Consider the following 23,492-nt stretch of genomic DNA (forward strand, 5'->3'; position numbering starts at 1 on the left):
CAGACGAACATGCCCGCTTGGCGCGGGCATGTCGTTACCTCTTCGCCCCTTGCGCCGTGGCGGCAAGGGCTGTCGTGCATGGTCCGGCTGGCGCCAGGCTCAGCTCAGCTTGCCGTGGCACTGCTTGAACTTCTTGCCCGAACCGCACGGGCAAGGATCGTTGCGGCCCACCTTGGGCATGCCGGCCAGCGCCATTTCCGCGGCCACGGCGGCGCCGGTGCGCGGCGACGGCGCCTCTTCCACGGGCTCGCGGCCCTCGGCGAACTCGTCGTGCTTGTACTGCACGTTCTCCAGGTGCGACAGGCCTTCCTCGATCTGTTCCGAAGCCTGCTCCAGCTCCTCCGGCGACTGGATCTGCACGTTGAACGTCACGCGCGTGACTTCGTCCTTGATCACGTCCAGCAGGCGCGCGAACAGTTCGAACGACTCGCGCTTGTATTCCTGCTTCGGGTCCTTCTGCGCATAGCCGCGCAGGTGAATGCCCTGGCGCAGGTGGTCCAGCGCGGCCAGGTGCTCGCGCCAGTGCGTGTCGATGCTCTGCAGCATGACCGAGCGCTCGAAACCGGCAAACGATTCGCGGCCCACCATGGCCACCTTGCCTTCGTAACGTTCCTCGGCGGCCTTCTGGATCATGTCGAGGAGTTGTTCGTCCTCAATGCTCTGGGCGCCTTCGATGGTCTTGGCCAGCGGCAGCTCCAGGCCCCAGTTCTCGCGCAGGCGCGCTTCCAGGCCGGCAATATCCCACTGCTCTTCCATGGTATCGGCCGGCACGTGCTCGCGGAACAGCTCGATCAGCACGCTTTCGCGCAGGTTCTTGACCATTTCGCCGACGTCATTGGCTTCGAGCACGTCGTTGCGCAGCTTGTAGATTTCCTTGCGCTGGTCGTTGGCGACGTCGTCGTACTGCAGCAGCTGCTTGCGGATGTCGAAGTTGCGGCCTTCCACCTTGCGCTGCGCCGATTCGATCGAGCGCGTGACGATGCCGGCTTCGATCGGCTCGCCCTCGGGCATCTTCAGGCGTTCCATGATCGCGCGCACGCGGTCGCCCGCGAAGATGCGCAGCAGCTGGTCGTCCAGCGACAGGTAGAAGCGCGACGAACCCGGGTCGCCCTGGCGGCCGGCACGGCCGCGCAACTGGTTGTCGATACGGCGCGACTCATGGCGCTCGGTGCCGACGATATGCAGGCCGCCGAAGGACTTGACCTGCTCGTGCAGCGACTGCCATTCGTCCTTGAGCTGCTGGATGCGCGCAGCCTTGTCGGCATCCGACAGGTTCGGGTCGACCTCGATGAAGCCGGCCTGCTTCTCCACGTTGCCGCCGAGCACGATGTCGGTACCGCGGCCGGCCATGTTGGTGGCGATGGTGATCATCTTCGGGCGGCCGGCCTGGGCCACGATCTCGGCCTCGCGCTCGTGCTGCTTGGCGTTGAGCACCTGGTGCGGCAGCTTTTCCTTGCCGAGCAGGTCCGACAGGTACTCGGACGTCTCGATCGAGGTCGTGCCGACCAGCACCGGCTGGCCACGCTCGTAGCAGTCGCGGATGTCGCGCACGACGGCGTCGTAACGCTCCTTGGACGTCTTGTAGATCTGGTCCTGCAGGTCCTTGCGCTGGGCCGGGCGGTTGGTCGGGATCACCACCACTTCCAGGCCGTAGATTTCCTGGAATTCGTAGGCTTCCGTGTCGGCCGTGCCGGTCATGCCGGCCAGCTTGGTGTACATGCGGAAGTAGTTCTGGAACGTGATGGTGGCCAGCGTCTGGTTTTCCTGCTGGATGGTCACGCCTTCCTTGGCTTCCACGGCCTGGTGCAGGCCGTCGGACCAGCGGCGGCCCGTCATCAGGCGGCCGGTGAATTCGTCGACGATCACGACCTCGTCGTTCTGCACCACGTAGTGCTGGTCGCGGTGGAACAGGCTGTGCGCGCGCAGGGCGGCGTACAGGTGGTGCATCAGCGTGATGTTCTGCGGCGCGTAGACCGATTCGCCCTCGCCGATCAGGCCCTGCTGCGCCAGGATTTCCTCGGCCTTCTCGTGGCCGGACTCGGTCAGGTAGACCTGGTGGCCCTTCTCGTCCACGTAGTAGTCGCCCGGCACTTCCACGCCGGTACCGTCGGCCTTTTCCTCGCCGATCTGGCGCGTCAGCAGCTTGGGAATGCCGTTCATGCGCTGGTAGAGATCGGTGTGGTTCTCCGCCTGGCCCGAGATGATCAGCGGCGTACGGGCCTCGTCGATCAGGATCGAGTCCACTTCGTCGACGATCGCGTAGTTCAGCGGCCGCTGCACGCGCTGCGACGGGTCGTAGACCATGTTGTCGCGCAGGTAGTCGAAGCCGAACTCGTTATTGGTGCCGTAGGTGATGTCGGCGTTGTATGCGGCCTGCTTCTGGTCATGCGCCATCTGCGACAGGTTCACGCCCACCGACAGGCCCAGGTAGTTGTACAGGCGCCCCATCCACTCGGCGTCGCGCTGGGCCAGGTAGTCGTTGACGGTCACCACGTGCACGCCCTTGCCGGTGATGGCATTGAGGTACACGGCCAGCGTGGCGGTCAGCGTCTTGCCCTCGCCGGTGCGCATTTCGGCGATCTTGTTGTCGTTCAGCACCATGCCGCCGATCAGCTGCACGTCGAAGTGGCGCATCTTCATGACGCGCTTGCTGGCCTCGCGGCACACGGCAAAGGCCTCGGGCAGCAGGGCCTCGAGCGATTCGCCACCGGCGTGGCGCTGCCGGAAGGTCTCCGTCATGCCGCGCAGGTCGTCATCCGAGAGCTGCTCGAACTTGGGCTCCAGCGCGTTGATCTGCGCCACCGTGCGGCGGTATTGTTTGATCAGCCGCTCGTTGCGGCTGCCGAAGACTTTCTTGAGAAGGCCCGTGATCATCGAGTGCTTTCACCTGCGCGGACCGGACCGGCGACCCGCGTGCGGGCGGCCCCAGCCGTGCCAGGCATGGATAGATTGGCGCAAAACGCCGAGTTTATCATGTGCCGGGGTCGCGGCCGGGACGGGTGCGGCCCTGTTACCAAAGCCCGGCGGGACGTTGATTTATCGAAAGATCGGGGCGGAACGGCAAGGTTCAATCGCCGGCCGCCGGATGTGCGCTTCGGATTGCGTGACAAACCCTTCACAGGACCCCGCAAATGCCGTTGCGGCGCCCTGGCTTGCTAGAATGCATCGATGCGCCTGTTCACCCACCACGCCCTGCAGACACCGGCGGCCAAGCCCCTGAACGACTGGCTGGCCAAGGCCGGCCCGGTTTCCGCGCTGATGCAGACCGCGCGGGAACTCGCCTCGCTCGAAGCCGAGGTGCTGTCGCTGCTGCCACCGGCCATGCGCAACGGCATTGCCGTCGCCGGGGTCAAGCGCGATGGCCGCGGACCGCAGCAGGAGCAGGTACTGCTGTTGCTGGCCGCGCATGGCGCGGCGGCGGCGCGTGTGCGTCAGGTGGTGCCGACATTGCTGTCTCGCCTGCAAGAGCGGGGCTCGCAGGTGACTGCAATCCGGGTACGGGTACAACCCGAAACAACGCGCCACAGCGACTGGGATACCGGGCCTGTGGTGCGGCCGCGGACCCACGGACGGATGACAGCGGTCGGGCTTGCCAGCCTGGACGAGTTGGCGCGCAGCCTGCCGCCGTCCCCGCTGCAGGATGCGTTGAAGACCCTGCTGTCGCATCATCGGTAGGATCGCAAAATGAAAAACCGGCCCGAGGGCCGGCTTTTTTCTTCCCACTGCTCGCCGCAATCAGGCAAACGCGGGCTGGAGCTGCGGCAGGAACGCGGCCGGAGCGTCTTCCACGCGGTCGAACGTCACCAGCTCATAGGCTTCCTGGTCCGCCAGCAGTGCACGCAGCAGCTGGTTGTTCATGCCATGGCCTGACTTGTGCGCGATATAGGCGCCAATCAACGGATGGCCGACCACATACAGGTCGCCAATCGCATCCAGGATCTTGTGGCGCACGAACTCGTCGCCATAGCGCAGCTCTTCGTTGTTGAGCATGCGGTGCTCATCCAGCACGATCGCGTTATCCAGACTGCCGCCACGGGCCAGGCCCATCTCGCGCAGCGCCTCGACCTCATGGGCGAAGCCGAAGGTGCGCGCACGGGCGATCTCGCGCACGTAGCTGGTGTCGGCGAAATCGATCGCGAAGCTCTGGCCGGTCTTGTCGACGGCAGGATGGCGGAAGTCGATCGTGAACGAGAGCTTGAAGCCGAAGAACGGTTCCAGGCGCGCGAGCTTGTCGCCTTCGCGCACTTCGACGGCCTTCTTTACGCGGATAAAGCGCTTGGCGGCGTTCTGCTCTTCGATGCCGGCCGATTGCAGCAGGAACACGAACGATGCCGCGCTGCCGTCCATGATCGGGATTTCCTCGGCGTCGACGTCGACATAGAGGTTGTCGATGCCCAGGCCGGCGCAGGCCGACATCAGGTGCTCGACCGTGGAAACGCGCGCGCCATCCTTCTGCAGCACCGATGCCAGGCGCGTGTCGCCAATGGATCCGGCGGCTGCGGGAATCTCGACGGCTTCGGGCAGGTCTACGCGGGTGAATACGATACCGGTCCCAGCCGGTGCCGGCCGCAGGGTCAGCGTCACTTTGCGACCCGAGTGCAGACCGATGCCGACCGTCTTCACCAGGGACTTGATGGTGCGCTGTTTAAGCATGGCGGCCTCAGTAATTATTAGAACCTATCAGATTCTCTTAGTCGATTAAGTGATTTTAACACTGCTAGGGAAATCCCGCTAAGAGTCTTTGTTTCGGTGTGTTAATACATGCACACGGAGTGGAATATGCGACACATCGCGTGACTGATTTGTGTCAGCCGCGCAACGCCTCGAGCGTCGCTTCCGCGCTGCTGACCTTGAATTCGCCGGGCGCCTCCACCTGCAGGTGGGTCACCACACCATCGTCGATCACCATCGCGTACCGCTTGGAGCGCACGCCCATGCCGCGCGCGGAGAGATCCTGGTCCAGACCCAGCGCACGTGTCCATTCTGCGCTTCCGTCGGCCATCATGCGCACCTTGCCTGCAGTGTGCTGCTCGCGGCCCCAGGCGCCCATCACGAAGGCGTCGTTGACCGAGACGCACCAGACCTCATCCACGCCGGCGTCGCGCAGCGTTTGCGCCTCGGCCACGTAGCCGGGCACGTGCTTGGCGGAGCAGGTCGGCGTAAAGGCGCCGGGCAAGGCAAAGACAACGATCTTGCGGCCCTTGACGAGGTCCGACACGCGAAAGGCATTGGGACCCAGCGAGCAGCCTTCGCTCTGGGTATCGAAGAATTCCTGCAGCGTGGCGTCCGGGACGCGTTGTCCGACAGCGATCATGGCGATTGGCATCCTGTCAAAAGAAGGGAGGGCGAAACCTGCCGGCAATCATAGGCTCCCCGGCGCGCGCGTCCAAGGCCAATGACATCCGGTGGCATTTCGATACAGCTTGCTACAAAAACGTCCGCGCGGCGCGCCTTGCAGCGCGCCGCGCGGACGACGGCACATCCCGACCGGGAAGGCGGGAAACCAGTCCGGGGAGGCGGCCAGTGGCCGCCCGTCCCGGCGACAGGATGTGAACGGAGGCGGTTCAGCGCGGACGCGGCACCACCGGCAGCCCGGGCGGAATGCACGGTCCATGCAAGGCACGCGCGGATGGGGAGCGCTGCGTGCTTCGCGACAAGGACGCGCAAGCCGTCAGGGACCGGCCCTGCGATGCTCGATCCGGCCGCTCCGGCTCAGTCTGCCTGCTTGCGCAGGAAGGCCGGGATGTCGTACGTATCGACACCCTTCTCCTGCAGCGCGGCCACGTGGGCCGACGCCGATTCACGCGAGCTGCGCCACACCGCCGGGGTATCCAGGCCACTGTAGTCCGGCGAGCTGTGCGTGGCGGCGGCCGAAGCCATGCCGGCCATCATCTGCACCGGGATGTTGTCGGTGCCGGTCTTGAGCAGGGTCATCGGCTGCTGCTTCTTGGCCGAACGGCCCAGGCCCGTCGCCACCACCGTCACGCGCAGGGCATCGCCCATCGCGTCGTCATACACCGTACCGAAGATCACGGTCGCATCTTCCGCGGCGTAGCTGCGGATGGTGTTCATGACTTCCTTGGTTTCCGACAGCTTGAGCGAGCGGCTGGCGGTGATGTTGACCAGCACGCCGCGCGCGCCGGACAGGTCCACGCCTTCCAGCAGCGGGCTGGCCACGGCCTGCTCGGCAGCCAGGCGGGCGCGGTCCACGCCCGACACGGTGGCCGTGCCCATCATGGCCTTGCCCTGCTCGCCCATCACCGTCTTCACGTCTTCGAAGTCGACGTTCACCAGGCCGTCCACATTGATGATTTCGGCGATACCGGCCACGGCGTTGTGCAGCACGTCGTCCGCGCACTGGAAGCACTTGTCCATCTCGGCGTCATCACCCATGACTTCGAAGAGCTTCTCGTTGAGCACCACGATCAGCGAATCGACCGAGCTTTCCAGCTCGCTCGAGCCGTGCTCGGCTACCTTGGCGCGGCGCGCGCCTTCGAAGTCGAACGGCTTGCTGACCACGCCCACGGTCAGGATGCCCATTTCCTTGGCCACCTGCGCCACGATCGGCGCGGCGCCGGTACCGGTGCCGCCGCCCATGCCGGCAGTGATGAAGACCATGTGGGCGCCGCGCAGCGCGTCCGCGATCTGCTCGCGGGCCTGCTCGGCGCAGTTACGACCGACTTCCGGCTTGGCACCAGCGCCCAGGCCGGAATTGCCCAGTTGCAGCACGCGCGAAGCGCTCGAACGCTTCAGTGCCTGCGCGTCGGTGTTCATGCAGATGAATTCAACACCCTGCACGCCGCGGCTGATCATGTGCTGCACGGCATTGCCGCCCGCGCCGCCCACGCCCACCACTTTGATGATGGTGCCGTCCATCACTTCCGTTTCGATCATGTCAAAGTCCATCACTGCCTCCGAGAAAAATCAGTCCCCAGACTTTGCAGCCTCCCCGCCGCAACCCCTGGTTCCTGAACAAGAAACCAATTAAAAAGATGTTCCCTTCAACGCGCCACCCCTGTCTGCGTAGACACGAACGACAGAGACAGCGCGACTTTCCTTGCGTCAGACAAGCTTCACGTCAGAAGTTGCCGACAAACCATTCCTTCATGCGGCCCCACACCTGCTTGACCGAGCCGCTCTGCACAGCCACCTTTCGTCCGCGCATGCGCTGCACGCGGCCTTCGAGCAGCAGGCCCATCACGGTGGCGTAGCGCGGGCTCTTTACCACCTCGTGCAAATTGCCGCGGTACTCGGGCACGCCCACGCGCACCGGCTTCAGGAAGATGTCCTCGCCTAGCTCCACCATGCCCGGCATCATCGCCGTGCCGCCGGTGATCACCACGCCGGACGACAGCAGCTCTTCATAGCCCGATTCACGCACCACCTGGTGCACCAGCGAATACAGTTCCTCGATGCGCGGCTCGATCACCGCCGCCAGCGCCTGGCGCGACAGCGTGCGCGTGCCGCGGTCGCCCACGCCGGGCACCTCGATCATGTCTTCCGGATCGGCAATGGCCTGCTTGGCGATGCCGTACTGCATCTTGATGTCCTCGGCATCCGGCGTCGGCGTGCGCAGCGCCATGGCGATGTCGTTGGTGATCTGGTCGCCGGCGATGGGGATCACGGCCGTATGGCGGATCGCGCCTTCGCTGAAGATCGCGATGTCGGTAGTGCCGCCGCCGATATCGACCAGCACCACGCCCAGTTCCTTCTCATCCTCGGTCAGCACCGCCAGGCTCGAAGCGAGCGGCTGCAGGATCAGGTCATGCACTTCCAGGCCGCAGCGGCGCACGCACTTGACGATGTTCTGCGCGGCGCTGACGGCGCCGGTGACGATATGCACCTTCACTTCCAGCCGGATGCCGCTCATGCCGATCGGCTCGCGCACGTCCTCCTGGCCGTCGATGATGAATTCCTGCGTCAGGATGTGCAGGATCTGCTGGTCGGTCGGGATATTGACCGCCTTGGCGGTCTCGATCACGCGCGCCACGTCGGTCTGCGTGACCTCCTTGTCCTTGATCGCCACCATGCCGCTCGAATTGAAGCTGCGGATATGGCTGCCGGCAATGCCGGTGAATACCTCGGCGATCTTGCAGTCGGCCATCAGCTCGGCCTCTTCGAGCGCCTTCTGGATCGACTGCACGGTGGCCTCGATATTGACCACGACCCCTTTCTTCAGACCCTTGGACTCTGACTGGCCCATCCCGATCACCTCGTAGCTGCCGTCGGGGCGCAGTTCCGCCACCACGGCCGCCACCTTCGAGGTGCCGATGTCGAGACCGACCAGTAGGTCCTTGTATTCCTTGCTCATCGGGTTTTCTCCGCGTTCTTACTCTTCAGTCGCGTCGGATTGTTGATGGAAGTACCAGTTGCTGTGGCTCCCGTGCCTGCCGTCGCCTTGGCCTTCGCGGCCGCCGCGGCCTGCGCGTCGGTCAGGAAGCGCGCGTTTGCCGTGCGGATCGCGAAGCCGTTCGGGTAGCGCAGGTCGGCGTAATCGATCTGCTTGCCCCACTGCTCGGTGACCTGCGGCCACGCGGCAACGAAACGTTTCACGCGCTGCTCCATCGCGGCGCGCTCTTCGTCGTTCTGCTCGCGGCCAAGCTCGACCACCATGCCGTTGGACAGCTTGGTGCGCCAGGCATAGCGTCCGGACAGCGCCACCGACAGCGGTTCGGCCTTGAGCGGCTTGAACCATTCGCGCATGACCTCGAGCTTCTCGATCACGTCGCCCTCACTGTCGGGCGGTCCATCCAGCGCCAGCAGCTGGGCGTCTTCCTCGGCCTCGGCGGTATTGGCGACAAACACTTCGCCATAGGTGTTGATGAGCCTGCCGCCGTCGGCGGCGCCCCAGGTGCCCAGCGCCTCGTGTTCCTCGACTTCCACGGTCAGTCCGTTGGGCCACTCGCGCCGCACGCTCGCGCGCCGTACCCAGGGCACCGATTCGAACACCTGCCGCGCCGCGTTCAGGTCCAGCGTGAAGAAGTTGCCGGTCAGCTTGCCCACCGCATTGGCCCGCACGCTGGGCGCGTTGACGTGGCGCAGCGCGCCGCCGTCCATCGGCGCCACCACGACATGGGTAATGGCGAACACCGGCCGCTGCGCGAGCCACAGCAAACCGGCCGCGAGCGCCATCAGCGCCACCAGCGCATAGAGCGCGGAGGCGATCAGGTTGAGCAGGCGAGCGTTATGCCACATGGTGCGAGTTCGTCCGGTATGGTCTTGCCAGGGTTATTCAGGTTTCCAGTGTTCGTTCGGATGCAGGTCCAGCGTCGCGGCGGCCACCACCTGCATGACGAAGTCCTCGTAGCTGATGCCAGCCGCACGCGCGGCCATCGGCACGAGCGAATGGCCGGTCATGCCCGGCGAGGTATTCATTTCAAGCAGGAAAGGCTTGCCGTCGGCGCGCAGCATCACGTCCGCGCGCGCCCAGCCACGGCAACCCAGCACGCGGTAGGCCTGCACCGCCAGTTGCTGCACTTCGCGCTCGACTTCGGCGCTCAGACCGGACGGACACAGATATTGGGTATCGTCAGTAAAGTACTTATTTTGATAGTCGTAGTTCGAATCCGGCGCGACGATGCGGATGACCGGCAGCGCTTCGGCCGTGGCGCCCTCCCCGACGAGCGGGCAGGTCAGCTCGGCGCCATCGATAAAGGTCTCGGCAATGACGTCGTTGTCCAGCGCCGCCGCCTTCTCAAAGGCTTCGCGCATCTGCGCCGCATCGGTGACCTTGCTCAGGCCGATCGAGGAACCTTCCCGCGCCGGCTTGACGATCAGCGGCAGGCCCAGGTCGGCCACCACCGCATCGAAATCCGTATCGGCATACAGCATGGCGAAGCGCGGCGTGGACAGGTCGTGCGTCATCCACAGGCGCTTGGTCGCCTGCTTGTCCATGGCCAGCGCCGAGGCCAGCACGCCGCTGCCCGTGTACGGCACGCCGAGCTGCTCGAGCAGACCCTGGATGGTCCCATCTTCGCCGTAGCGGCCGTGCAGCGCGATAAAGACGCGGTCAAAGCCGGCCGCGGCCAGCTCGGCCACGCCCTGCTTGCCCGGATCGAAACCGTGCGCATCGACGCCGCGCGACTGCAGCGCGGCCAGCACACCGGCGCCCGACATCAGCGAAATCTCGCGCTCGGCCGAACGGCCGCCGTACAGCACGCCGACCTTGCCCAGCGATTTCGGGTCGATCTTTGGATTGGCGACGAAGCTCATGCCGCACCTCCCACCTGCAGCGGCTGCTGGTGCGAGACCACTTGTCCCGGCACCGCGCCGATCGAGCCGGCCCCCATGGTCACGACCACATCGCCGGGCCGGGCGGCATTCATGATGGCCTGCGGCATCTCTTCCATCTGCTCCACGAATACAGGTTCGACCTTGCCCGCCACGCGCAGGGCCCGGGTCAGCGCGCGGCCATCGGCCGCGACGATCGGCGCTTCGCCGGCGGCATAGACCTCGGCCAGCAGCAGCGCGTCAACGGTGCCGAGCACCTTGACGAAATCCTCGAAACAATCGCGCGTACGCGTGAACCGGTGCGGCTGGAACGCCAGCACCAGGCGGCGGTCCGGGAACGCACCGCGCGCGGCGGCGAGCGTGGCGGCCATTTCCACCGGGTGGTGGCCGTAGTCGTCGACCAGCGTGAACGTGCCAGTGCCGTCCGCGGTGGCCACCTCGCCGTAGCGCTGGAAGCGGCGGCCGACGCCGTGGAACTCCCGCAGCGCCTTGACGATAGCGGCGTCGGGCACTTCGAGCTCGGTGGCGATGGCGATCGCCGCCAGCGCGTTCTGCACGTTGTGCAGGCCCGGCAGGTTCAGCACCACGTCCAGCGGCGGCTCGGCGTGGCCGTTGAGCTGACGCAGCACCGTGAAGTGCATCTGGCCGTCGACGGCGCGCGCGTTGACCGCGCGGATCTGCGCATCCTCGGCAAAGCCGTAGCGCACCACGGGCTTGGACACGAACGGCAGGATCTCGCGCACGTTCGGGTCGTCCACGCACAGCACGGCGATGCCATAGAACGGCAGGCGCTGCGTGAATTCGATGAACGCCTGCTTGAGCCGCGCAAAGTCGTGCCCGTAGGTGTCCATGTGGTCGGCATCGATATTGGTGATGACCTCAATGACCGGGAACAGGTTGAGGAACGAGGCGTCGGATTCGTCCGCCTCGGCCACGATGAAGTCGCCCGTGCCCAGGCGCGCGTTGGCGCCCGCGGAATTCAGGCGGCCGCCGATCACGAAGGTCGGGTCCAGCCCGCCTTCGGCCAGCACCGAGGCCACCAGGCTCGTGGTGGTGGTCTTGCCATGCGTGCCGGCAATGGCCACGCCCTGCTTCAGGCGCATCAGCTCGGCCAGCATCACCGCGCGCGGCACCACCGGGATGCGCTTGCTGCGGGCAGCCAGCACTTCGGGGTTGTCGCCGCTCACGGCGGTCGAAACCACCACGGCATTGGCGCCGGCGATATTGGCCGCGTCATGCCCGTGCATGACCGTGGCGCCCAGCGAGGCCAGGCGCCGCGTGGCGGCATTGCTGCCCACATCGGAACCCGAGACCTTGTAGCCCAGGTTCAGCAGGACCTCGGCGATGCCGCTCATGCCGGCGCCGCCGATGCCTACGAAGTGGATGTTCTTGACGATATGCTTCATTGAGTCACTACATGTATTGGGCTTCAGTCCCTGGCCATCTCGCTGCAGACCTCGGCTACGCGCCGGGTTGCCTCAGGCTTGGCCAGTCCGCGCGCCAGGCGCGCCATCTCTTTCAGTTGCGGCCGGTTCAGGCCGGCGATGGTCTTCGCCAGCCCGTCCGCCGTCAGTTCTTTTTGCTGCACGAGCAGGGCTGCACCCTGCTTGGACAGGAATTCCGCATTGGTCGTCTGGTGATCGTCCACCGCATGCGGGAACGGCACGAACAGTGCGGCCACGCCGGCGGCCGCCACTTCGGAAACCGTCATCGCGCCCGCGCGGCAGATCACCAGGTCGGCGTCGGCATAGGCCTTCGCCATGTCATCGATAAAAGGCACGGCCTGAGCAGACACCTGCGCGGCGGCATAGTTCGCGCGCAGCGTGTCGATCTGCTTCGCGCCCGCCTGGTGCGTGACCACCGGGCGCTGCCCCTCGGGCAGCATGGCGAGGGCCTTCGGCACGACTTCGTTGAGCGCCGCAGCGCCCAGGCTGCCGCCCACCACCAGGATGTTCAGCGGACCGGTGCGCCGGTCATAGCGTGCTTCCGGCTGCGCCATATGGGCCAGTGCCTCGCGCACGGGGTTGCCGGTCCACTCGCTGCCGGGCAGCGTGTCCGGGAACGCGCACAGCACGCGGTCCGCCACCTTGGCCAGCACCTTGTTGGCCAGGCCGGCGATCGAGTTCTGCTCGTGCAGCACCAGCGGGCGCCCGAGCAGCGAGGCCATCATCCCCGCCGGGAACGTGATATAGCCGCCCATGCCCAGCACCACGCTCGGACGCACGCGGCGCAGCGCGCCGATGCTCTGCCAGAACGCGCGCAGCAGGTTCAGCGGCAGCAGGAACTTGGTCACCAGCCCCTTGCCGCGCAGCCCGCCAAACTGGATGAACTCCATCGGGATGTCGTGCTTCGGTACCAGCGTGGCTTCCATCCCGGTGCGGTTGCCCAGCCAGACTACTTTCCAGCCCTGCTCGCGCAGCGCGTGCGCGACCGCCAGCCCCGGGAAGACGTGCCCCCCGGTGCCGCCGGCCATGACGAGCAAGGTGCGCTGCTGCGTCATACCTTGCCTCCGCGCATCATGACCCGGTTCTCATAGTCGATACGAAGGAGAATCGCCAGCGCCACGCAGTTCATGAGGATGCCCGAGCCGCCATAGCTCACCAGCGGCAGCGTCAGCCCCTTGGTCGGCAGCAGGCCCAGGTTCACGCCCATATTGATGAAGGTCTGCCAGCCGATCCACACACCGATGCCCTTGGCCACCAGGCCCGCAAAGGTGCGGTCGAGCTGCAGCGCGGTGCGGCCGATATTGAACGCGCGACGCACCAGCCAGTAGAACAGGATGATGATGACGAGCACGCCGACGAAGCCGAATTCCTCGCCGATCACGGCGAGGATGAAGTCGGTGTGCGCTTCGGGCAGGTAGTGCAGCTTCTCGATGCTGCCGCCGAGGCCGACGCCGGTCCATTCGCCGCGCCCGAACGCGATCAGCGAATGCGTGAGCTGGTAGGCCTTGCCGAGTGCGTTGCTCTCTTCCCACGGGTTCAGGTACGCGAAGATCCGCTCGCGCCGCCATGGCGACAAGGTGATCAGCAGCGCGAACGCGCCGACCGCCACGCCGACCAGGCCGGCGAACAGCTTGCCGTTGATGCCGCCCAGGAACAGGATGCCCATGGCCACCGCTGCGATCACCAGGAACGCGCCCATGTCGGGCTCGAGCAGCAGCAGCATGCCGACCACCACCACGGCCACGCCCATCGGCAGGAAGCCCTTGGCCACGGTCTGCATCCACTCCTGCTTGCGCACCGTGTAGTTAGCCGCGTACAGCACCACCGCGAGCTTCATCAGCTCCGACGGCTGGAAGTTCATGATGCCGAGCGGAATCCAGCGGCGCGCGCCGTTCACGCCCTTGCCGACGAACGGCACCAGCACCAACACCAGCAGCACCAGCGCGATGATGAAGAGCTTGGGTGCGTAGCGGTCCCACACCTTGACCGGGATCTGGAACGCCGCGAGCCCGACCGAGAGGCCGATCAGCAGCGCGAACAGGTGCCGCACCAGGAAGTGGCTTTCGCGGTAATTCGCGTAGCGCGGCGAATCGGGCAGCGCGATCGAGGCCGAGTAGACCATCACCAGGCCGAGCGCGAGCAGCACGATCGCCACCCACAGCAGGGGCTGGTCGTACTCCATCATGCGCGAGCGGGTCGGCTTGACGCCCGATACCGCATCGCGCAGGCCGCCCCAGGCATTGCCGATGGTGGCGCCGATGAAACCGCTGCGCTTGACCTGCGAGTCACTCATGGCATGATCCCCCGCGACAGGGCCAGTTCTTCCACCGCGGCGCGAAATACCTCGGCGCGGTGCACATAGTTGCGGAACATATCCAGGCTGGCGCACGCCGGCGACAGCAGCACGACGTCGCCGCGCTCGGCCAGTTCCGCCGCCATGTTCACGGCTTCTTCGAGCGTGGCGACATCGACCAGCGACGCGCCGCTGCCCTGCAGCGCATCGCGCAGCTCGCCCGCGGCGCGGCCGATCAGCACCACGGCGCGCGCGTATTGCGCCACCGGCTCAGCCAGGGGCGAGAAATCCTGGCCCTTGCCTTCGCCGCCGGCGATCAGCACGACGCGCTTGTCCAGGCCCGACAGCGCGGCCACCGTGGCACCCACGTTGGTACCCTTGCTGTCGTCGAAATACTCGATGTCGTCGATGGTGGCGACCCACTCCACGCGGTGCGGTTCGCCACGGTATTCACGCAGCCCATGCAGCAGCGCGTTGAGCGGCAGGTCGATGGCACGGCACAGCGCCAGCGCCGCCATGGCGTTGGTGGCGTTGTGCATGCCGCGGATATGCAGCGCGTCGGCCGGCATCAGGCGCTTGTGGCGCACCGGCACGGCTTCCTGCGCGGCGTCGGCCTTGCGGCGGCGCGGCTTGCCCTCTGCTTCGGCTTCCGTATCGGTTTCGGCCAGTACCAGCCAGGGCATGCCGCCCTCGCGCAGCACGCCGAAGCTGCCGGGCGCCTCGGGCAGGTCGGTGCCGAAGGTCACCGGCGCCGTGCCCGGGCGGGCCATGTCCATGGTCAGGCGGTCATTACGGTTCAACACCTGTACGCAGGCCGTGCCGGCCGGGCCGAAGATGCGCGCCTTGGACGCTGCATAGGCTTGCATCGAGCCATGCCAGTCGAGGTGGTCCTGGGTGACGTTGAGCACCGTGGCCGCGTGCGGCGCCAGCGTGTGCGTGGTCTCGAGCTGGAAGCTCGATAGTTCCAGCACCCACACCTCCGGCAGCGTGGCCGAGGCGATGCAGGCCGACAGCTTGTCCAGCGCCGACGGGCTGATATTGCCGGCGACCGCCACGCTCTTGCCGGCGCGCTCGACCAGCCGGCCAGTCAGCGCCGTGGTGGTGGTCTTGCCGTTGGTGCCCGTGATCGCCAGCACCTTCGGTGCGTAGCCGGATTCGGCCTGCAGGTGCGCCAGCGCACGCGCAAACAGTTCGATCTCGCCCCACACCGGAATCCCGCGCGCACGCGCGTTGGCCAGCAGTGCGCCGGTATCGGCCTCAAGCGGCGACAGGCCCGGGCTGATCGCCACCAGGCCGATGCCGTCGAGCAGGCTTTCGGCGAACGGGCCGCCCACGAACTCGGCCGACGTCAGCTCGGCCTGCAGGAAAACAAGGTTGGCGGGAGCCTCGCGCGTGTCGGCCACGCGCACCGCGCAGCCGTTCAGGCCACACCAGCGCGCCATGGCCAGCCCCGATTCGCCGAGGCCCAGTACCAGCACATGAGGTTTTTGCAGCTCGCCAAACACTTCGTATTCCTGCCTTTTGTTGGTTGGTAGTTCAGTAATCCTGTGTCTATATAAGAAGCGCCCGCATCAGCGCAGCTTCAGCGTGGACAGCCCGATCAGCACCAGCAGCATGGTGATGATCCAGAAGCGCACGGTGACCTGCGTCTCCTTCCAGCCGCTCAGCTCGAAATGGTGGTGCAGCGGCGCCATGCGGAAGAGCCTTCGCCCCTCGCCATAGCGGCGCTTGGTGATCTTGAACCACGTGACCTGCAGCATCACCGACACGGTTTCCACCACGAAGATGCCGCCCATCACGAACAGCACGATCTCCTGGCGCACGATCACCGCCACGGTGCCGAGCGCGCCGCCCAGCGCCAGGGCGCCGACATCGCCCATGAACACCTGCGCCGGGTGCGCGTTGAACCAGAGGAAAGCCAGCCCCGCGCCGGCCAGCGCCGAGCAGAAGATCAGCAGCTCGCCCGCGCCGGGAATGTGGGGAAAGAGCAGATACTTGCTGTAGACCGCGTTGCCCATCACGTAGGCAAACGCGCCAAGCGCGCCGCCGACCAGCACCACCGGCATGATCACCAGGCCGTCCAGGCCGTCGGTCAGGTTCACCGCGTTGCTCGAGCCGACGATCACGAGATAGGTCAGCACGATGAAACCGGCCACGCCCAGCGGGTAGCTGACTTCCTTGAAGAAGGGCACGATCAGGTTGGACTTGTACGGCATGTCCAGCGACAGGCCGCCCTCGACCCAGCTCAGGAACAGGTCCCAGACCCGCACGTTGCTGCTCTCGGACACCGAGAACGCGAGATAGACCGCGGCGACCAGGCCGATCAGCGTCTGCCAGAAGAACTTCTCGCGGCTCGACATGCCGCGCGGATCGCGATAGACCACCTTGCGGTAGTCGTCGACCCAGCCGATGGCGCCGTAGCCGAGCGTGACCAGCATCACCACCCAGATGAAGCGGTTGCCCCAGTCGCACCACAGCACCGTCGAAATGGCGATGGAGACGAGCACCAGCACGCCACCCATGGTCGGCGTCCCGGACTTGACCAGGTGGGTCTGCGGGCCGATCGTGCGCACGGCCTGGCCGACCTTCAGTTCGGTCAGCTTGCGGATGACCCACGGACCGGCCGCAAGGCCGATCACCAGCGCGGTGAGGTTGGCCATCACCGCGCGGAAGGTCAGGTAGTTGACGACCCGAAGGAAGCTGTAATCGTTTTGCAGCCACTGGGCCAGAGCCAATAACATCGTGTTTTCTTACTTAGTGAGCGGAAGTGTCTGCGACCAGCGCATCCACGATCCGTTCCATGCGCATGAAGCGCGATCCCTTCACCAGCACGGCGCCAGCCCTGGCCACCATGCCCCCTTCGTCTTCCTCCAGCGCCCGGGCGAGATCCTCCGCCCGGCCGAAATGCTTGCCCTGCGCGCCGAACGCCTGCACGGCGTGCGGCGCCAGTTCCCCGGTCGCCCACAGCGCCTCGATGCCGCGCGCCTGCGCATAGGCGCCGATCTCCGTGTGGAAGGCCGGCCCCTGGTCGCCGACTTCGCCCATGTCGCCGAGCACCAGCAGGCGCGGCGCGGCAAACCCGGCCAGCACGTCGATCGCGGCGCGCATCGAGTCGGGGTTGGCGTTGTAGGTGTCGTCGATCACCACGGTGCCGCCCGGCGTGTACTTGACCTGCAGGCGGCCCTTGACCGCCTTGAACGTCGCCAGGCCTTCCTGGATCGCCGGCACGTGCACGCCGGCGGCCAGCGCGCACGCGGTGGCCGCAAGCGCATTGCGCACGTTGTGCGTGCCGAGCAGCCCGAGGCAGACCTCGAAGGCATGGCCCGGCGCGCGCACCTGCATTACCTGCACGCCGTCGACCAGTGCGACGGTGGCGTGCACGTCGGCCTCGGGCGCGGTGCCGAAGCTCAGCACGCGGCGCGCGCCGGCAGCCTCGCGCCACACGGCGGCGTGCTGGCCGCCGCTTTCCTCGTCGAGCGGAAACACGGCCACGCCATCGGCTGGCAGCGCGGCAATGGCCGCGGCGTGCTCGTGGGCGACAGCTTCCACGCTGACCATGAATTCCTGATGTTCGCGCTGGGCGTTAGTGATCACCGCCACCGTCGGCTGGGCAATGCCGGCCAGGTAGACCGTCTCGCCCGGATGGTTCATGCCGAGTTCGAGCACGGCCAGCTGGTGCGACGCGCGCAGGCGCAGCACCGTCAGCGGCAGGCCGATGTCGTTGTTCAGGTTGCCGCCGGTCGCCAGGCGCTGGTCCTCGCCCACGGCCGCGGCGAAGATCGCCGCGATCATTTCCTTGACCGTGGTCTTGCCGTTGCTGCCCGTCACCGCCACCGCCGGCAGCGTGAACTGCCGGCGCCAGCCGGCGCCGAGTTCGCCCAGCGCGATGCGCGTGTCGGGCGCGACGATCGCCGGCACGCCGGCGTCGACCTCGCGGCTCACCAGCACGGCAACGGCGCCGCGCGCCACCACGTCGGCAATGAAATCATGCGCGTCGAAACGCTCGCCCTTGAGCGCGACGAACAGGTCGCCCGGCTCGACCGTGCGGCTGTCGGTATGCACGCGGGCAAAGCTCCGGGTGCCATCGCCCAAAACACGCGCGCCGGCGATCCAGCCGGCGGCTTCCTGCAAACTGGTCATCAGTGAATGGCTCATGCCGATACCCCCCGCGCGGCGAGGGCCAGGCGTACATGCTCGCGGTCCGAGAATGGCCGCTTGCGGCCATGGCTCTCCTGCGTGGCCTCATGGCCCTTGCCGGCCACCAGCACCACGTCGGCTCCGGCCGCGTGCTTGATTGCATAAAGAATGGCGGCCGCGCGATCCTCGATCTGGCGCCCGCGCGCGCGATCGGCCATGCCGTCGGCGATAGCGTCGAGGATGTCCTGCGGGTCCTCGCTGCGTGGATTATCGCTGGTCAGCACGATCTCGTCGGCCAGTCGCTCGGCCAAGGCGCCCATCAGCGGACGCTTGATCGGATCGCGATCGCCCCCACAGCCAAACACGCACCACAGGCGCCCGTTGCGCGCCTGGGCAACCGGGCGCAGTGCTTCGAGCGTCTTTTCAAGCGCATCAGGCGTGTGCGCGTAGTCGACCACGGCCAGCGGGCCATCCTGCCCGGCATGGGCGCCGAACAGTTCCATGCGGCCGTCCACGGGCGCGAGTGTGCGCAGTGCGGCCAGCGCGGCATCCCAGGCCACGCCGTTGGCCAGCGCCGCTCCCAGCACCGCGAGCAGGTTGCTGACGTTGAACGCGCCGATCATCGGCGTGGCCACGTCGGTACTACCGAAGCTGCCATCGATATGGAAGGCGGTGCCGGTCGCCGTCGCGCGGACGCCGGTCGCGCGCAGCCACTGCCCGCGCGCGCCGCTGACCGACGCGCCCGCCGGGCCGTCGATGCCGTACTCGATCACGTGCGGCGCCTGGATGGCCGCGCCATTGGACGCCAGCAGGCGCCGGCCCATGGCGTCGTCGCGGTTGATCACGGCGGTGCGCAGGCCGTCCCAGCGGAACAGGCGCGCCTTGGCGGCCTCGTACTCGGCCATGGTGCCGTGGTAGTCGAGGTGGTCCTGCGTCAGGTTGGTCAGCACTGCAACCGAGAAATGCGTGCCGGCCACGCGTTCCTGCTCGAGCCCGTGCGAGGACACTTCCATCGCCACGGCACGCGCGCCGGCGTCGTGCAGGCTGGCCAGGCTGGCCTGCAGCTGCACGGCGTCGGGCGTGGTGAATCCGGTCGGGTGCAGCGCATCCGGGAAGCCGGTGCCGAGCGTACCAATGGTGGCGCACGGCGTGCCGGCGGCCTGCAGCAGCCGCGCCAGCCACTGGCTGCACGAGGTCTTGCCATTGGTGCCGGTAATACCGGTCACCGCCAGCCCGCGTGCGGGATTGCCATGCCAGCCGGCGGCGATCGGGCCGGCCAGCTGGTACAGGTTCTCCAGCGCCAGGTGCGGCACGGTATCGCCGAAGGTCCAGTCGTAGCCATCGGCCTCATAAAGGATGGCGCCAGCGCCGGCGGCAATGGCCTGGGCAATATGCGGGCGGCCGTCCGTGGCCAGGCGTTCGTTTCCGAGCACGTAGGCGACAAAGACGTCGCCACGCACCAGCCGGCGCGTATCGCCGGTCAACTGCGCGTTGGCCGACACCGTGGTACGCAGCCAGGCCAGCGCATCGCTGGCCTGTGCGGTGACTTCGAGCGGGAGCAGCGGCTTGGCCGTCATTGCGTCGAGCTCCACGGTTCGCTTTCCTGTACCTTGTCGCTGACCACCAGCTGGCGGATCGGCGAGTCGGGCTGGACGTTCAGGGCGCGCAGCGTGCCGCCCGTGATCGCGGCGAAGACCGGACCGGCCACGGCGCCGCCATAGTGGCTGCCGGCGCTCGGCTCGTCCACGCTGACGGCCACGATGACGCGCGGGTTCGACATCGGCGCCAGGCCGATGAACGAGGCGCGGTACTTGCTGCGGTTATAGCCGCGGCCTTCATGCTTGTATGCGGTACCGGTCTTGCCGCCGACGCGGTAGCCCATCACCTGAGCCTCCGGCGCGGTGCCGCCCGGTGCGGTCACGGTTTCGAGCATGGCGCGCACGTCGCGGGCGACCTGCGGTGTCAGGATGCGCTCGCCGGTGACAGGCCCGCTGGTGCGGAACATTGATACGGGAATGATTTCGCCGTCATGGGCGAAGATCGTGTAGGCATGCGCCATCTGGAACAGCGACACCGACAGGCCGTAGCCGTAGGACATGGTGGCCTGCTCGATCGGGCGCCAGCTCTTGAACGGGCGCACGCGGCCCGCCACGGCGCCCGGGAATCCGATCTTGGGCGCCTGCCCGAGGCCGACGCTGGTGAACATGTCCCACATTTCCTGGGGCTTCATCATCATCGCGATCTTGGTCGTGCCGATATTGCTCGACTTCTGGATCACGCCGCCCACGGTCAGCGCGCCGTAGTTATGGGTGTCGGTGATGGTGGCGCCTTCGAAGTTGTACTTGCCGGTGGTGACGACCACCGTCGACGGCGTCACGCGCTTGAGCTGCAAGGCCAGGCCGATGGTGATCGGCTTCATCATCGAGCCAGGCTCGAAGGTGTCGGTCAGCACGCGGTTGCGCAGCTGCTCGCCCGACAGCCGGGTGCGGTCGTTCGGGTTGTAGGTCGGCCAGTTGGCCAGCGCCAGCACCTCGCCGGTCTGGGCGTCGAGCACCACCGCGCTGGCCGCCTTGGCCTTGCTGCGCTCGACCACCGCCTTCAGCTCGTTGTAGGCCAGGTACTGGATCTTGGCGTCGATCGACAGCTGCATGTCCTCGCCGTCGCGCGGCGTCTTGATGATGCCGACGTCCTCGACCACGCGGCCCAGGCGGTCCTTGATCACCTGGCGTGCGCCGGCACGCCCGGCCAGGCCGGCTTCGCGCGCAAGCTCCACGCCTTCCTGGCCGCGGTCCTCGACGTTGGTGAAGCCGACGATGTGCGCCATCGCCTCGCCTTCCGGGTAGAAGCGCTTGTATTCGCGGGTCTGGTGCACGCCCTCGATCTTGAGCGCGGCGATCTTCTCCGCCACGTCCGGCTGGACCTGGCGCTTCAGGTACACGAAGCTCTTGTCTTCCGACAGCTTGCGGCCCAGGTCCTTCTCGGACATGTCGAGCAGCTTCGCGAGCTGGCGGATCTTGGCGGCCTCGACCTGGTTGGGCACGTCTTCGGGCACGGCCCAGATCGCCTTGACCGGCAGGCTGGTGGCCAGCACCAGGCCGTTGCGGTCCAGGATCTTGCCGCGCGTGGCCGGCAGCTCCAGCGTACGCTGGAAGCGCTTCTTGCCCTCGGCCTCATAGAACTGGTTGCCGGGACCCTGGATCCACAGCGCGCGCACGGCCAGCGCCACGAACGCCGCGAACATCAGGAACACGACGAACTTGGAGCGCCACATCGGCAGGCGCAGGCCCAGCACCGGGCTGGCCGAGAACTGCCCTGTACGCGGACGCGAGTTGTTCGGGCGGTTGCGCGAGGCGGCGCCGCTGCGGGCCATGGTCATGGGCGTTCCTCCCCGGCGGGAGCGGAGGCGCCAGCCGCGGGGGCCGGCGCGGCCTGCGGCAGCGCGATACCCGAAAGGTACTGGGTCCTGCCCGCCATGACCGGCGCCATGCGCAACTGGGTGCGCGCGGCCTCGGCGATGCGCGCGCTCTTGCCCAGCGCGCTTTGCTGGTACTGAAGCCGCGACCAGTCGACGTCGAGCTGCTTTTCCTCGGACTGCGCGCGCTCCAGCGCGACGAACAGCGTGCGCGCCTGGTGCTGCGCGCTGACGAGCGAAAGCGCGCAGAAGATCAGCGCGGCGAGCAGGAAGAAGGTCAGTCGGTTCATGCCGGCATGCCTCCCCGGCCCGGCGCGGCCGGCGCCAGCTTCTCCGCCACGCGCATCACGGCCGAGCGCGCGCGCGGGTTGTCGGCAATCTCCTGGGCGCCGGGCTTGACGCGGCCCAGCAGGCGCAACGTGGGCTGCGGCAGGTCGGCCGCGCGCAGCGGCGCGCGGCGCAGCGCCGGATCGGCATCCTGCTGGGGACGGGCGTGCGCCGCCATGAACCGCTTGACGATGCGGTCCTCCAGCGAATGGAAGCTGATCACCACGAGGCGACCGCCTACCTGCAGCAGGTCATAGGCGGCCTTCAGCCCTCTTTCGAGGTCCTCAAGCTCTTGATTGATGTGAATCCGTAGAGCCTGAAAGGTGCGGGTCGCAGGGTCCTGACCCTTCTCGCGTGTTTTGACGGCTTTCGCCACGAGCGCGGCAAGGTCGGCAGTAGTGGCGAGAGGTCCCCCATCGCCGGGTTCGCGCCGGCGAGCAACAATCGCCTTTGCAATCTGTACAGCAAACCGTTCTTCCCCATAGTCTCGTATCACCCTGGCAATGTCCTGCTCTTCCGCCTGCGCGAGCCACTCGGCGGCAGTGATGCCGCGCGTGGTGTCCATGCGCATGTCCAGCGGGCCCTCGAAACGAAAGGAAAACCCCCTCGCCGCCTCATCGATCTGGGGCGAGCTGATCCCCAGGTCGAGCAGCACGCCAGCCACATGGCCGCGCCCGGCCAGGCGCTCGCCCATGTCTGCAAAGCTCGCGTGCTCAATGGAGAAGCGGGCATCCTGGATGGTGCCCGCTTCTGCGATTGCTGCTGGGTCCTTGTCGAACGCGACCAGAGCCCCGTCTGGCCCCAGCCGGGCCAGTACCGCCCGGCTGTGCCCTCCCCTGCCGAAGGTGCCATCCACGTAGGCGCCATCCGGCCGCCAGACCAGGGCCTCGACGGCCTCGTCCAGCAGCACGGTGCGATGGCGCAGGGCGGTGGTTGCCGGCGATCCGGTAGGACTCATGACTTCGTCAGAAAGAGAAATTCTTCAATGCTTCCGGCATGCCCTGCGCCATCGCCTGCTGTTCCTTGGCGGCGTATGTCGCGGCATCCCAGACTTCGAAATGGCTGCCCATGCCGAGCAGCATGACTTCCTTGTCGAGCATGGCGGCACTGCGCAGCTCCGGTGCAATCAGCACGCGGCCTGCGCCGTCCATCTCCACGTCGGCGGCGTTGCCCAGGAATATGCGTTTCCACCAGTGCGCATCCATCGGCAGCGCCGCAATCCGTTCCCGGAAATTTTCCCACTCAGGCCTGGGAAACAGCAGCAGGCAGCCGTCCGGGTGCTTGGTCAGCGTCACCCGGCCCTCGGCCTGCTGTTGCAGCGCTTCCCGGTGCCGCGACGGAATCGACATCCGCCCCTTGGCATCCAGGGAGAGCGCCGAAGCTCCCTGAAACAAGCTTGCCCCCCGGTCCCGGCCGGCTTCTGGCTTGCCGGCACATGCGTGAATCGCTCAGTTCCCGACCCTGCGGATGATCCCACGGGCAGGACTCAATTTCACACAAAAATACACTTCCTCACACTATTTCCCACTTTAGAGGAAGCAATTTCGCGGGTCAAGGCTCGCTGCAGGGCAACAAACCAGGATTTTCGAATCAGAACAAAGACTTAGCGCGCACACCTAAGCCCACGGTCAACGTGAATCCTTAATGA

Annotated in this window: 19 protein-coding genes; 1 reads left to right on the top strand and 18 read right to left on the bottom strand. The window is 66.7% G+C overall.

Features of this window, described 5'->3' with window-relative positions:
* Positions 1-99: 99 nt before the first annotated feature.
* The gene (secA, locus tag CupriaWKF_RS14775; RefSeq protein WP_276098592.1) at positions 100-2,874 is read right to left on the bottom strand and encodes a preprotein translocase subunit SecA; all 2,775 of its coding nucleotides are present in this window, start codon (positions 2,872-2,874) and stop codon (positions 100-102) included.
* Between the two features lie 294 nt (positions 2,875-3,168).
* Between secA and CupriaWKF_RS14780 the strand changes: the two genes are divergently transcribed.
* On the top strand, positions 3,169-3,675 hold the full coding sequence (locus tag CupriaWKF_RS14780) for a DciA family protein (protein ID WP_276098593.1): 507 nt from the start codon (positions 3,169-3,171) through the stop codon (positions 3,673-3,675).
* A 60-nt stretch (positions 3,676-3,735) separates the two neighbouring features.
* On the opposite strand, the gene lpxC is transcribed toward CupriaWKF_RS14780, so the two are convergent.
* From lpxC to mraZ, 17 genes are all read right to left on the bottom strand, one after another.
* A complete protein-coding gene (gene lpxC / locus CupriaWKF_RS14785; protein WP_276098594.1) occupies positions 3,736-4,653 on the bottom strand; it encodes a UDP-3-O-acyl-N-acetylglucosamine deacetylase in 918 nt (305 codons plus the stop codon).
* A gap of 154 nt (positions 4,654-4,807) precedes the next feature.
* Positions 4,808-5,314 (bottom strand): peroxiredoxin, encoded by a 507-nt coding sequence (locus tag CupriaWKF_RS14790; protein ID WP_276098595.1) that lies wholly within the window; start codon positions 5,312-5,314, stop codon positions 4,808-4,810.
* Positions 5,315-5,712: 398 nt separating this feature from the next.
* Complete coding sequence (gene ftsZ / locus CupriaWKF_RS14795) at positions 5,713-6,906, bottom strand: cell division protein FtsZ (RefSeq protein WP_276098596.1); 1,194 nt, start codon at positions 6,904-6,906, stop codon at positions 5,713-5,715.
* 172 nt (positions 6,907-7,078) lie between these two features.
* Positions 7,079-8,311 (bottom strand): cell division protein FtsA, encoded by a 1,233-nt coding sequence (gene ftsA, locus CupriaWKF_RS14800; protein WP_211945849.1) that lies wholly within the window; start codon positions 8,309-8,311, stop codon positions 7,079-7,081.
* Positions 8,308-9,195, bottom strand: a complete 888-nt coding sequence (locus tag CupriaWKF_RS14805) for a cell division protein FtsQ/DivIB (protein WP_276098597.1) — start codon at positions 9,193-9,195, stop codon at positions 8,308-8,310. Before CupriaWKF_RS14805 ends, ftsA begins: the two co-directional genes overlap by 4 nt.
* A gap of 33 nt (positions 9,196-9,228) precedes the next feature.
* Positions 9,229-10,212: a D-alanine--D-alanine ligase gene (locus CupriaWKF_RS14810; protein ID WP_276098598.1), complete on the bottom strand. Its 984-nt coding sequence runs from the start codon at positions 10,210-10,212 to the stop codon at positions 9,229-9,231.
* A complete protein-coding gene (gene murC, locus CupriaWKF_RS14815) occupies positions 10,209-11,636 on the bottom strand; it encodes a UDP-N-acetylmuramate--L-alanine ligase (protein WP_276098599.1) in 1,428 nt (475 codons plus the stop codon). The genes CupriaWKF_RS14810 and murC overlap by 4 nt, the downstream gene beginning before the upstream one ends.
* Before the next feature lie 23 nt (positions 11,637-11,659).
* Positions 11,660-12,730, bottom strand: coding sequence for an undecaprenyldiphospho-muramoylpentapeptide beta-N-acetylglucosaminyltransferase (gene murG, locus CupriaWKF_RS14820; RefSeq protein WP_276098600.1), 1,071 nt, complete (start codon positions 12,728-12,730; stop codon positions 11,660-11,662).
* A complete protein-coding gene (ftsW, locus tag CupriaWKF_RS14825) occupies positions 12,727-13,968 on the bottom strand; it encodes a putative lipid II flippase FtsW (RefSeq protein ID WP_276098601.1) in 1,242 nt (413 codons plus the stop codon). Before ftsW ends, murG begins: the two co-directional genes overlap by 4 nt.
* Positions 13,965-15,473, bottom strand: a complete 1,509-nt coding sequence (murD, locus tag CupriaWKF_RS14830; RefSeq protein ID WP_276098602.1) for a UDP-N-acetylmuramoyl-L-alanine--D-glutamate ligase — start codon at positions 15,471-15,473, stop codon at positions 13,965-13,967. The genes ftsW and murD overlap by 4 nt, the downstream gene beginning before the upstream one ends.
* A gap of 66 nt (positions 15,474-15,539) precedes the next feature.
* On the bottom strand, positions 15,540-16,709 hold the full coding sequence (gene mraY / locus CupriaWKF_RS14835; protein ID WP_276098603.1) for a phospho-N-acetylmuramoyl-pentapeptide-transferase: 1,170 nt from the start codon (positions 16,707-16,709) through the stop codon (positions 15,540-15,542).
* 13 nt (positions 16,710-16,722) lie between these two features.
* Positions 16,723-18,123, bottom strand: a complete 1,401-nt coding sequence (gene murF, locus CupriaWKF_RS14840) for a UDP-N-acetylmuramoyl-tripeptide--D-alanyl-D-alanine ligase (RefSeq protein ID WP_276098604.1) — start codon at positions 18,121-18,123, stop codon at positions 16,723-16,725.
* Positions 18,120-19,682, bottom strand: a complete 1,563-nt coding sequence (locus tag CupriaWKF_RS14845; protein WP_276100820.1) for a UDP-N-acetylmuramoyl-L-alanyl-D-glutamate--2,6-diaminopimelate ligase — start codon at positions 19,680-19,682, stop codon at positions 18,120-18,122. The genes murF and CupriaWKF_RS14845 overlap by 4 nt, the downstream gene beginning before the upstream one ends.
* On the bottom strand, positions 19,679-21,481 hold the full coding sequence (locus CupriaWKF_RS14850; RefSeq protein ID WP_276098605.1) for a penicillin-binding protein 2: 1,803 nt from the start codon (positions 21,479-21,481) through the stop codon (positions 19,679-19,681). The genes CupriaWKF_RS14845 and CupriaWKF_RS14850 overlap by 4 nt, the downstream gene beginning before the upstream one ends.
* Positions 21,478-21,807, bottom strand: a complete 330-nt coding sequence (ftsL, locus tag CupriaWKF_RS14855; RefSeq protein WP_276098606.1) for a cell division protein FtsL — start codon at positions 21,805-21,807, stop codon at positions 21,478-21,480. Before ftsL ends, CupriaWKF_RS14850 begins: the two co-directional genes overlap by 4 nt.
* Positions 21,804-22,802 (bottom strand): 16S rRNA (cytosine(1402)-N(4))-methyltransferase RsmH, encoded by a 999-nt coding sequence (gene rsmH / locus CupriaWKF_RS14860; protein WP_276098607.1) that lies wholly within the window; start codon positions 22,800-22,802, stop codon positions 21,804-21,806. The genes ftsL and rsmH overlap by 4 nt, the downstream gene beginning before the upstream one ends.
* A gap of 7 nt (positions 22,803-22,809) precedes the next feature.
* On the bottom strand, positions 22,810-23,238 hold the full coding sequence (mraZ, locus tag CupriaWKF_RS14865) for a division/cell wall cluster transcriptional repressor MraZ (RefSeq protein ID WP_276098608.1): 429 nt from the start codon (positions 23,236-23,238) through the stop codon (positions 22,810-22,812).
* Positions 23,239-23,492: the final 254 nt, after the last annotated feature.

Origin of the sequence: Cupriavidus sp. WKF15, assembly GCF_029278605.1 — a bacterium.
GTDB lineage: Bacteria > Pseudomonadota > Gammaproteobacteria > Burkholderiales > Burkholderiaceae > Cupriavidus.

What these genes read in the sequence shown, in the direction of transcription:
- mraY (WP_276098603.1), bottom strand. Translation starts at nt 16,709, where the DNA reads ATGTTATTGGCTCTGGCCCAGTGGCTGCAAAACGATTACAGCTTCCTT.
- ftsL (WP_276098606.1), bottom strand. Translation starts at nt 21,807, where the DNA reads ATGAACCGACTGACCTTCTTCCTGCTCGCCGCGCTGATCTTCTGCGCG.
- murF (WP_276098604.1), bottom strand. Translation starts at nt 18,123, where the DNA reads ATGAGCCATTCACTGATGACCAGTTTGCAGGAAGCCGCCGGCTGGATC.
- secA (WP_276098592.1), bottom strand. Translation starts at nt 2,874, where the DNA reads ATGATCACGGGCCTTCTCAAGAAAGTCTTCGGCAGCCGCAACGAGCGG.
- ftsZ (WP_276098596.1), bottom strand. Translation starts at nt 6,906, where the DNA reads ATGGACTTTGACATGATCGAAACGGAAGTGATGGACGGCACCATCATC.
- CupriaWKF_RS14810 (WP_276098598.1), bottom strand. Translation starts at nt 10,212, where the DNA reads ATGAGCTTCGTCGCCAATCCAAAGATCGACCCGAAATCGCTGGGCAAG.
- lpxC (WP_276098594.1), bottom strand. Translation starts at nt 4,653, where the DNA reads ATGCTTAAACAGCGCACCATCAAGTCCCTGGTGAAGACGGTCGGCATC.
- CupriaWKF_RS14850 (WP_276098605.1), bottom strand. Translation starts at nt 21,481, where the DNA reads ATGACCATGGCCCGCAGCGGCGCCGCCTCGCGCAACCGCCCGAACAAC.
- CupriaWKF_RS14790 (WP_276098595.1), bottom strand. Translation starts at nt 5,314, where the DNA reads ATGATCGCTGTCGGACAACGCGTCCCGGACGCCACGCTGCAGGAATTC.
- rsmH (WP_276098607.1), bottom strand. Translation starts at nt 22,802, where the DNA reads ATGAGTCCTACCGGATCGCCGGCAACCACCGCCCTGCGCCATCGCACC.
- CupriaWKF_RS14845 (WP_276100820.1), bottom strand. Translation starts at nt 19,682, where the DNA reads ATGACGGCCAAGCCGCTGCTCCCGCTCGAAGTCACCGCACAGGCCAGC.
- murG (WP_276098600.1), bottom strand. Translation starts at nt 12,730, where the DNA reads ATGACGCAGCAGCGCACCTTGCTCGTCATGGCCGGCGGCACCGGGGGG.
- CupriaWKF_RS14780 (WP_276098593.1), top strand. Translation starts at nt 3,169, where the DNA reads ATGCGCCTGTTCACCCACCACGCCCTGCAGACACCGGCGGCCAAGCCC.
- ftsW (WP_276098601.1), bottom strand. Translation starts at nt 13,968, where the DNA reads ATGAGTGACTCGCAGGTCAAGCGCAGCGGTTTCATCGGCGCCACCATC.
- CupriaWKF_RS14805 (WP_276098597.1), bottom strand. Translation starts at nt 9,195, where the DNA reads ATGTGGCATAACGCTCGCCTGCTCAACCTGATCGCCTCCGCGCTCTAT.
- ftsA (WP_211945849.1), bottom strand. Translation starts at nt 8,311, where the DNA reads ATGAGCAAGGAATACAAGGACCTACTGGTCGGTCTCGACATCGGCACC.
- murC (WP_276098599.1), bottom strand. Translation starts at nt 11,636, where the DNA reads ATGAAGCATATCGTCAAGAACATCCACTTCGTAGGCATCGGCGGCGCC.